Below are 7,553 nucleotides of genomic sequence, written 5' to 3'. Positions count from 1 at the left end.
GCCCAGCGCACCCCGCTGATCGCCGCGTTCCCGAAGATCTTCATCGTGTTCCTGGTGATGATCCCGGGCCTGGTCGCCGCCGCCCTGGTCCCCAACCCGCACCGCCGTCCGTTCCAGGAGCCGCAGCCTGACCTGCTGCACCCGTCCTGAAGCTCGGACTGCGGTACACCGCCGAGCGCCGGCACAGCACGTACCCTGTGTACCAGTGCGGCATCGAGGGGGTCCTCCCGCCCGGTCCGAGACGTGAGGCATGCCATCCCACCCCTCGGGCAAAGGAGTGGGCATCCGGTCCGGGTGATACGCATGATGGGTCACCGGACCCCACGCCCACGGGTCCGCCGGACCCCGCCGTACGCCGTCGTGCGGACACAGGACAGCAAGCGCTGTACGCCTGCGCGGCAGGCGTCGTACGGACGAAGATCACGCACGCAAGGAGTCGCCGTGAAGGTAGGAATCGTCGGAGCCACCGGTCAGGTCGGCACGGTCATGCGCAGGATCCTCACGGAGCGGAACTTCCCGGTCACGCAGCTGCGCCTGTTCGCGTCGGCCCGCTCCGCGGGGACGGTGCTCGACGGCGTGACCGTGGAGGACGCGGCGACGGCCGACTACAGCGGCCTGGACATCGTGCTGTTCTCCGCGGGCGGCGCGACCTCGAAGGCGCTGGCCGGGAAGGTCGCCGCACAGGGCGCCGTCGTGATCGACAACTCCTCTGCCTGGCGTATGGACCCGGACGTGCCGCTGGTCGTCTCCGAGGTCAACCCGCACGCGGTGGCGAACCGCCCGAAGGGCATCATCGCCAACCCGAACTGCACGACGATGGCCGCGATGCCGGTGCTGAAGCCGCTGCACGAGGAGGCGGGCCTTCAGGCACTCGTCGTCGCCACCTACCAGGCCGTGTCCGGTTCGGGCCTCGCGGGCGTCGAGGAGCTGCACGGCCAGGCCCAGAAGGTGGTCGCCGACGCCGACAGGCTGACCCATGACGGCCAGGCGGTCGACTTCCCCGAGCCGCACGTCTACCGGCGCCCGATCGCCTTCAACGTGGTGCCCCTCGCCGGCAACCTCGTCGACGACGGCCTGAACGAGACGGACGAGGAGCACAAGCTCCGCAACGAGTCCCGCAAGATCCTGGAGATCCCCGGGCTGAAGGTCTCCGGCACCTGCGTCCGCGTCCCGGTCTTCACCGGTCACTCCCTCCAGGTCAACGCCCGCTTCGCGCGTCCGCTGCCGGTGGAGCGCGCCACCGAGCTGCTGGCCGGCGCGCCGGGCGTGGCCCTCTCCGACATCCCGACCCCGCTGCAGGCGGCAGGCCAGGACCCGTCGTACGTGGGCCGCATCCGCGGCGACGAGACGGTGGACAACGGCCTGGCGCTGTTCATCTCCAACGACAACCTCCGCAAGGGCGCGGCGCTGAACGCCGTGCAGATCGCGGAGCTGGTGGCGGCGGAGCTGAGCGAGTAGACGGCTTTCCTGCCGCGAGGGGCGCGCACCGCCGCCGGTGCGCGCCCCTCGCCGTCCCCGGCCCCGCGGTCCACGGCCGGTCGGCTCCCCGTGGTGCCCGTGGCGCCCGCCCCGTGTCATCGCCCAACACCGTGGTGACGTGGAAGGATGGCGCAACCCACACATAACGAGGAGATGACCGCGTGCCTGGCACAAACCTGACTCGCGAAGAGGCGCAGCAGCGGGCGAAGCTGCTCACCGTTGACTCGTACGAGATCGATCTCGACCTCTCCGGCGCGCAGGGCGAGGGCGGCACCTACCGGTCCGTGACCACCGTGCGCTTCGACTCCGAGGAGAACGACGCGGAGTCGTTCATCGACCTGGTGGCCCCGACGGTCCACGAGGTGACCCTCAACGGCGACGCCCTGGACCCGGCCGAGGTCTTCAAGGACTCGAGGATCGCCCTGCCCGGCCTCCTTCACGGCCGCAACGTCCTGCGCGTGGTCGCCGACTGCGCCTACACCAACACCGGTGAGGGCCTGCACCGTTTCGTCGACCCCGTCGACGAGCAGGCCTACCTCTACACCCAGTTCGAGGTGCCCGACGCGCGGCGCGTGTTCGCCTCGTTCGAGCAGCCCGACCTCAAGGCCACCTTCCAGTTCACCGTGAAGGCGCCCACCGGCTGGACCGTCATCTCCAACTCGCCCACCCCGGAGCCCAAGGACGACGTCTGGGTCTTCGAGGCGACGCCGCGGATCTCGACGTACATCACCGCGCTGATCGTGGGCCCGTACCACTCCGTGCACAGCGTCTACGAGAAGGACGGGCGGACCGTCCCGCTCGGCATCTACTGCCGCCCGTCCCTCGCCGAGTTCCTGGACTCCGACGCGATCTTCGAGGTGACCCGTCAGGGCTTCGACTGGTTCCAGGAGAAGTTCGACTACGCGTACCCGTTCCAGAAGTACGACCAGCTCTTCGTGCCGGAGTTCAACGCGGGCGCGATGGAGAACGCGGGCGCGGTCACCTTCCGCGACCAGTACGTGTTCCGTTCGAAGGTGACGGACGCGGCGTACGAGTCCCGGGCCGCCACGATCCTGCACGAGCTGGCCCATATGTGGTTCGGCGACCTCGTGACCATGGAGTGGTGGAACGACCTGTGGCTGAACGAGTCGTTCGCCACCTACGCCGAGGCCGCCTGCATGGCGTACCACCCGCAGAGCCGCTGGCCGCACTCCTGGACGACGTTCGCGAACTCCATGAAGACCTGGGCGTACCGGCAGGACCAGCTTCCGTCCACCCACCCGATCATGGCCGAGATCAACGACCTGGACGACGTCCTCGTCAACTTCGACGGCATCACGTACGCCAAGGGCGCGTCGGTCCTCAAGCAGCTCGTCGCCTACGTCGGCATGGACGCGTTCTTCACGGGCGTGCAGGCCTATTTCAAGCAGCACGCGTACGGCAACACGCGCCTGTCCGATCTGCTGGGCGCCCTGGAGGAGACCTCCGGGCGGGACCTGAAGACCTGGTCGCGGAAGTGGCTGGAGACGGCGGGCATCAACGTCCTCCGTCCCGAGATCGAGACGGACGCGGACGGGGTCATCACCTCCTTCGCCATCCGCCAGGAGGCCCCGGCGCTCCCGGCCGGCGCCAAGGGCGAGCCGACCCTGCGTCCGCACCGCATCGCCGTCGGCCTGTACGACCTCGACGCCGGCAGCGGCAAGCTGCTGCGCGCCGCGGACGGCCGGATCGAGCTGGACGTGGACGGCGAGCTGACCGCCGTACCGCAGCTCGCCGGCCGGCGCCGCCCGGACGTGATCCTGCTCAACGACGACGACCTGTCGTACGCCAAGGTCCGGCTGGACGAGACGTCGCTCGCCTTCGTCACCGAGCACCTGGGCGACTTCGACTCGTCGCTGCCGCGCGCCCTGTGCTGGGCCTCGGCCTGGGACATGACGCGGGACGCGGAGCTGGCGGCCCGTGACTACCTCTCGCTGGTGCTGTCCGGTATCGCCAAGGAGTCGGACATCGGCGTGGTGCAGTCGCTGCACCGCCAGGTGAAGCTGGCGATCGACCTGTACGCCGACCCGTCCGCGCGCGAGGCGCTGCTGACCCGGTGGACGGACGCGACCCTGGCCCATCTGCGGTCCGCCGAGCCGGGCAGCGACCACCAGCTCGCGTGGGCGCGCGCCTTCGCGGCGACCGCCCGTACGCCGGAGCAGCTGGACCTGCTGGAGGCGTTGCTGGACGGTTCGCAGACGGTCGAGGGACTGGTCGTCGACACCGAGCTGCGCTGGGCGTTCGTGGAGCGGCTCGCGGCCGTGGGCCGTTTCGACGAGCCGGAGATCGCGGGCGAGCTGGCGCGGGACAAGACGGCGGCGGGTGAGCGGCACGCGGCCACCGCCCGGGCCGCCCGTCCGACCGCCGAGGCCAAGGCGGAGGCGTGGGCGTCGGTCGTCGAGTCCGACAAGCTGCCCAACGCCGTGCAGGAGGCGGTGATCGGGGGCTTCGTCCAGACGGACCAGCGCGACCTGCTCGCCCCGTACACGGACCGGTACTTCGAGGTGGTCAAGGACATCTGGGACTCCCGCTCGCACGAGATCGCCCAGCAGATCGTGGTCGGGTTCTACCCGTCGGTCCAGGTGTCCGAGGAGACGCTGGCGAAGACCGACGCCTGGCTGGCCGCCGCCGAGCCGCCCCCGGCGCTGCGCCGTCTGAGCATGGAGTCGCGCGCGGGCGTCGAGCGGGCGCTCAGGGCCCAGGCCGCGGACGCGGCCGCCGGCCGGGCGTAGCGGCTGCCGCCCCGTCGTCCCCGGGTGAGGGCGTCCGGCGTGTGCCGGGCGCCCTCTGCCGTGCCCGGTCGCGCCGGTACGGGCTCTCAGTGGGCTTGACGTGCCCGATCGCACTCGTACGGGCTCAGCGGGCTTGACGTGCCCGGTCGCTCTCGTACGGGCTCAGCCGGCGTCCGCGGGGGCTGCTGCCGTCCGTGGCGCGCCCCTCTTCCGGGCGACGCGGGCCGGTGGCCCTCGCGCGCGGCCCGAGCTGGCCGAGGACCGTCGCCCCGAACGCCAGGGCCATGCCCGCGAGCTGGTCAGGGGTGAGGGCCTGGCCGAGGGCCGCCCAGCCCAGGGCGGCGGCGGTCAGCGGGGACAGCGGGCCGAGGAAGGTGACCTGGGTGGCGGTGAGGCGTCCGATGCCCCGGAACCACAGCCAGTACGCCACCGCGGTGTTCGCGAGCGCGAGGTAGAGGTAGCCGCCGAGGGCCGGCCCGTCGAGGGCGGGCGGTGCCCCCTCGGCGAGCAGCGCGATCGGTGCGATCAGCAGCCCGCCCGCGGTCAGCTGCCAGCCGGTGAGGGCGAGCGGGCCGACGCCGTCCGGGCGGCCCCAGCGCTTGGTGAGCACGGTACCGGCGGACATGGAGGCGGTGGCGGCGAGCGCCGCGAGCACCCCGACCGCGTCGAGCGCGCCGGCCGCCTTCAGGACGACGAGGCTGACCCCGAGGGCCGCGGCGGCGCCCGTCAGCAGCGTGCGCACGGTCGGCCGCTCCCCGAGCAGCGGCGCCGAGAGCCCGGCCACCAGCAGCGGCCCGACCGATCCGACGACGGCCGCCATCCCGCCGGGCAATCGGTACGCGGACAGGAACAGCAGCGGGAAGAAGGCGCCGATGTTGAGCGCGCCCAGCACCGCCGCCTTCCACCACCAGGCGCCGCGCGGCAGGACCCGCCCGAGCGCGAGCAGCAGCAGTCCGGCGGGCAGCGCGCGCATCAGGCCGGTGAACAGCGGGCGCCCGTCCGGCAGGAACTCGGTGGTGACGGCGTAGGTCGTGCCCCAGGAGACGGGCGCGAGGGCGGTGAGCAGGACCGTGGCGTACCGCTTCATGAGTCCCCCTTCTGGTGCGGCCCCGGTGGGCCGACTCGGCATCACTTGACTCAACACTGATTAGCTTAGCTCTAAGCTAATCAGCGTCAAGCCACTCTGTCATGACTGACTTAACGCCGATCCGCTTTCTTGCGAGCGACCCGGGCGAGGCGGATACTCTCCGCATGAACCAGACCCCCGAGGACCCCGTCGACGCGATCATCGGTCAGTGGGCGGCCGTGCGGCCGGATCTCGACACCGCCGCGATGGAGGTCTTCGGGCGGATCTTCCGGCTGTCGCGGGCGATGGGCGACCGGATGGAGAAGGCGTACGCCCGCTACGGCATCTCCCGCGGGGAGTTCGACGTCCTGGCGGCCCTGCGCCGCTCCGGCGAGCCCTACACGCTCTCGCCGCGCCAGTTGTCGGCCACCCTGATGCTCACCACCGGCGGGATGACCGGCCGCCTGGACAAGCTGGAAGCGGCCGGGCTGCTGCGCCGCTCCCCCGACCCGCACGACCGGCGCGGCCTGCGGGTGACGCTCACGGAGGAGGGGCTCCGGCTGATCGACGAGGCGGTGGGCGCGGGCCTGGCCGTCCAGACGGCGGCCCTGGACCCCCTGAACGCCCAGCAGGCCGGCCAACTGGCCGACCTGCTGCGTCAGTTGCTCACCGGTACCGTCAGCTCGGGCCCGTCCAGCTGACCAGCGCCTCCTCGATCCGCTCGGCGTCGGGCGCCTCGGCCGCCCAGGCGATGTATCCGTCGGGCCGCACGAGCACGGCCGTACGGCGTCCGCTCGCCCAGTGCTCCACCGTGAGCCGGTCCTGCCTGCCGTCCGCCTCGACGCCGTCCGGGGTGATCAGCACGAACCGGCCGCCGCGCAGGGCCTCGTAGAGCCGTCCGGTGGTCAGCGCGATGTCCGGGGCGCGCCTGCCGGTCAGCGGATGGGCGCCGCGCGGGGCGGCATAGCGGTATCCGATGCCGGTGACCTGACCGACCGCGCGCCGCCGCACCGGGCCGACGTGGTTCAAGAAGCCGACCAGCACGGCGCGCAGGGCCAGGGTCCAGGGGTGCCGGGCCATCGCCATCCGGATGAGCCCGCCGCTGCTGCGCAGCACGGACCTGCCCACCGGGTGGCGCTCGGACTGGTAGGTGTCGAGGAGGGCAGGGCCGGCGTGGCCGCGCAGGACGGCGGCGAGCTTCCAGGAGAGGTTCGCGGCGTCCTGGAGGCCGGTGTTCATGCCCTGGCCGCCGGCCGGGCTGTGGACGTGCGCGGCGTCCCCGGCGAGCAGCACACGGCCGACGCGGTAGACGGGCGCCTGCCGCTCGTCGCTGTGGAAGCGGGACATCCAGCGGGCGTCGCGCATGCCGTAGTCGTGGCCGAGCGCGACACGGACGATCTCCCGGACCTCGTCGAGACCGAGCGGCGCGGTGTCGGGGACGTTGTGGCCGCGGAGCCAGCCGATGACCCGGTAGTAGCCGTCGCCGAAGGGCACGATGAAGGCGAAGGCCTCGCCGACGGCGTTGGCGGTGATCACCTGCTCGGGCTTCTCGTCGAGCAGGACGTCCGCGAGGACGAGGGACCGGATCTCGGACCGGCCGGGAAAGGGCAGGCCGATCGCCCGGCGGACGGCACTGTGCAGGCCGTCGGTGCCGACGGCGTACGCGGCGCGCATCTCCCCGGGCTCGCCCCCGGCCCCGCGGACCCGGACGGTCACCCCGTCGGCGTCCTGGGCCAGTCCGACGGCCTCGGTGTCGTACACGAACCGCACCCCGGCCTCCGCCGCGCGCCGCTCGAGCACCTTCTCCACCTCGTACTGCGGGAGGACGAGGACGTGGTTGAAGCGGGAGGGGAGGCGGTCGAGCCGGATGGTCAGACCGCTGAAGAGCCGGAACGCGGAGAGGACCTCTCCGCGCGCCTCCAGTTCGTCGGCGAGGCCGCGGGCGTCGAGCTGCTCCAGGGTGCGGGCGTGCACGCCGAACGCCCGGGAGAGGTTGCTGATCTTGTGGGGCCGCTTCTCGACCAGGGTGACGGGGACGCCGTCGGCGGCGAGGTCACCCGCGAGGAGGAGGCCGGTGGGACCGGCGCCGACGACGATGACACCGGTGGGGGTGCCGTCGCCGGAAGCGGTGGTGCGGGTCGTGCCTGCCATGGCGACCTCCTGGTGCCCGCGGTCGTCGGCCGACGAGCGTCGGCCGGCCTCCGCGGGCCGACGAGGGCGTGTCCGTACCGGACCGGTCGGTGCCCGATGCCCCACTT

5 protein-coding genes and 1 pseudogene are annotated in these 7,553 nt (G+C 72.3%); 3 read left to right on the top strand and 3 right to left on the bottom strand.

All coding sequences use genetic code 11. From position 1 onward, the window contains the following. Positions 1–102: 102 nt before the first annotated feature. Positions 103–257: pseudogene (locus ACWD5Q_RS26950) on the bottom strand (RNA polymerase subunit sigma-70); the annotation flags it as partial. A 184-nt stretch (positions 258–441) separates the two neighbouring features. Here ACWD5Q_RS26950 and ACWD5Q_RS26945 point away from each other — a divergent pair. Further along, entirely contained in the window at positions 442–1,458 is a 1,017-nt protein-coding gene (locus tag ACWD5Q_RS26945; RefSeq protein ID WP_451429631.1) for an aspartate-semialdehyde dehydrogenase, read from the top strand. A 182-nt stretch (positions 1,459–1,640) separates the two neighbouring features. After that, positions 1,641–4,229: an aminopeptidase N gene (gene pepN, locus ACWD5Q_RS26940; RefSeq protein WP_451429630.1), complete on the top strand. Its 2,589-nt coding sequence runs from the start codon at positions 1,641–1,643 to the stop codon at positions 4,227–4,229. 124 nt (positions 4,230–4,353) lie between these two features. Here pepN and ACWD5Q_RS26935 read toward each other — a convergent pair whose 3' ends face one another. Next, positions 4,354–5,316 carry an EamA family transporter gene (locus ACWD5Q_RS26935; RefSeq protein ID WP_451429629.1) on the bottom strand — a complete coding sequence of 321 codons (963 nt, stop codon included), beginning with the start codon at positions 5,314–5,316 and terminating at the stop codon, positions 4,354–4,356. A gap of 164 nt (positions 5,317–5,480) precedes the next feature. Between ACWD5Q_RS26935 and ACWD5Q_RS26930 the strand changes: the two genes are divergently transcribed. After that, positions 5,481–5,996, top strand: a complete 516-nt coding sequence (locus ACWD5Q_RS26930) for a MarR family winged helix-turn-helix transcriptional regulator (RefSeq protein WP_451429628.1) — start codon at positions 5,481–5,483, stop codon at positions 5,994–5,996. On the opposite strand, the gene ACWD5Q_RS26925 is transcribed toward ACWD5Q_RS26930, so the two are convergent. Further along, the gene (locus ACWD5Q_RS26925) at positions 5,974–7,446 is read right to left on the bottom strand and encodes an FAD-dependent monooxygenase (RefSeq protein WP_451429627.1); all 1,473 of its coding nucleotides are present in this window, start codon (positions 7,444–7,446) and stop codon (positions 5,974–5,976) included. The two genes, ACWD5Q_RS26930 and ACWD5Q_RS26925, sit on opposite strands and share 23 nt — an antisense overlap. Positions 7,447–7,553: the final 107 nt, after the last annotated feature.

The organism is Streptomyces sp. NPDC002513, assembly GCF_053595355.1.
Note: the sequence above shows the minus strand (reverse complement) of the source record. Positions and strands in the feature narration are given on the sequence as shown.